At 63.0% G+C, this 1528-nt stretch carries 1 protein-coding gene; it reads left to right on the top strand.

All coding sequences use genetic code 11. The features are described from left to right. Window positions 1-77 precede the first annotated feature (77 nt). A complete protein-coding gene (locus tag ABDJ38_RS16885) occupies window positions 78-1451 on the top strand; it encodes a transposase (RefSeq protein WP_346786301.1) in 1374 nt (457 codons plus the stop codon). The last annotated feature ends 77 nt before the right edge of the window (window positions 1452-1528 follow it).

Genomic DNA, 1528 nt, shown 5'->3' with positions numbered 1-1528 from the left:
TATTCCGTTGAAAAAGTCTCGCTTGCGATCGGCGTGAAGTCCTGATTCAGTTTTCGCAGGCAAGCGGAGACGTGACGATGATGGGCGAGCGGACGGTGATGCAGGAGACGCTGTTCTACAGCTTCCGCATCGAGGATCACGTGCCGGGCGATCACCTGCTGCGCGCAATCGACCGGTTCGTCGATCTCACCGGCATCCGCGAGTACCTGAAGCCGTTCTACAGTTCGATGGGGCGGCCCTCGATCGATCCGGAACTGATGATCCGGATGCTGATCATCGGATACTGCATGGGCATCCGATCCGAGCGGCGACTGTGCGAGGAAGTGCATCTCAACCTCGCTTATCGCTGGTTCTGTCGGCTTGATCTCGACGGCGCTGTGCCGGACCATTCGACCTTCTCGAAGAACCGCCACGGCCGCTTCCGCGACAGCGACCTGTTGCGCAAACTGTTCGAGCTGACCGTCGAGCGCTGCATGGCCGAAGGGCTGGTGGGTGCTGAAGGCTTCGCGGTCGATGCCAGCCTGATCCGCGCCGATGTGCATCGCCAGCGTTCGGTGTCTGGTGAAGAGGGCCTGCCACCCGAGGCTGCGGGCCGCGCCGTGGCCGAGTATCTCGAAGTGCTCGATGATGCCGCGTTCGGCGGATCGACCCCGGTCCCACCCAAGCGCATCAACATCACCGATCCCGCTGCGCGCTGGACCGCGGCTACGCGCGAGCGGGCCTTCTACGCCTACAGCACGAATTACCTGATCGATCTCGACCATGCCGTCATCGTCGACGTCGAGGCGACGACCGCGATCCGGCAGGCCGAGGTGCTTGCCCAGCGGCGGATGATCGAGCGAACGCAGGACCGCTTCGGCCTGTGGCCCGAAAAGCTCGTGGCCGATACCGCCTATGGCTCAGCGCCGAACCTCGCCTGGCTGGTCGAGGAGAGAGGCATCGAGCCGCATATCCCGGTGTTTGAGAAATCCGCGCGCAACAACGGTACCTTCGAGCGATCCGCCTTCACCTATGACCACGAAGACGACAGCTACATCTGCCCTGGTGGCAATCGACTGCGACGCTCAAACCGCAACTTCAGCACACCGCGCAGCGGGATCGATAAGGACGGGTCGATCCGTTACCGCGCGCGGCAGCAGGACTGTCAGGCCTGCGCCCTGCGCCAGCGTTGCACACCCAACATGCCCGCACGCAAGGTGACCCGCTCAGTGCATGAGGGCGCGCGCGATCTGACGCGCGAGATCACCGCCAGCGACGCTTTCCTCGTCTCCAGTCGCCAGCGAAAAAAGGTCGAGATGCTGTTCGCCCACCTCAAACGCATCCTGAAGCTGGACCGCTTGCGCCTACGTGGCCCAAATGGAGCGAAAGACGAGTTCCACCTCGCCGCCGCAGCCCAGAACCTCCGTAAACTGGCCAAGATGAAGCCGATGCCGGGCCTCGCAACCGCCTGAAGGGACCGGGGCCCCCGCTCGACCGCTGTCCAAAACGGTCTTTAACCCGGACCAGCAGCGACTTCTTCAACAGAATA

The sequence above is a fragment of the Aurantiacibacter flavus genome, from assembly GCF_039710615.1.
In the GTDB taxonomy this organism is placed as follows: domain Bacteria; phylum Pseudomonadota; class Alphaproteobacteria; order Sphingomonadales; family Sphingomonadaceae; genus Alteraurantiacibacter; species Alteraurantiacibacter flavus.
The sequence above is the reverse complement of the archived record's forward strand: the minus strand, read 5'-3'. Positions and strand labels throughout refer to the sequence as shown.

What these genes read in the sequence shown, in the direction of transcription:
- ABDJ38_RS16885 (WP_346786301.1), top strand. Translation starts at nt 78, where the DNA reads ATGATGGGCGAGCGGACGGTGATGCAGGAGACGCTGTTCTACAGCTTC.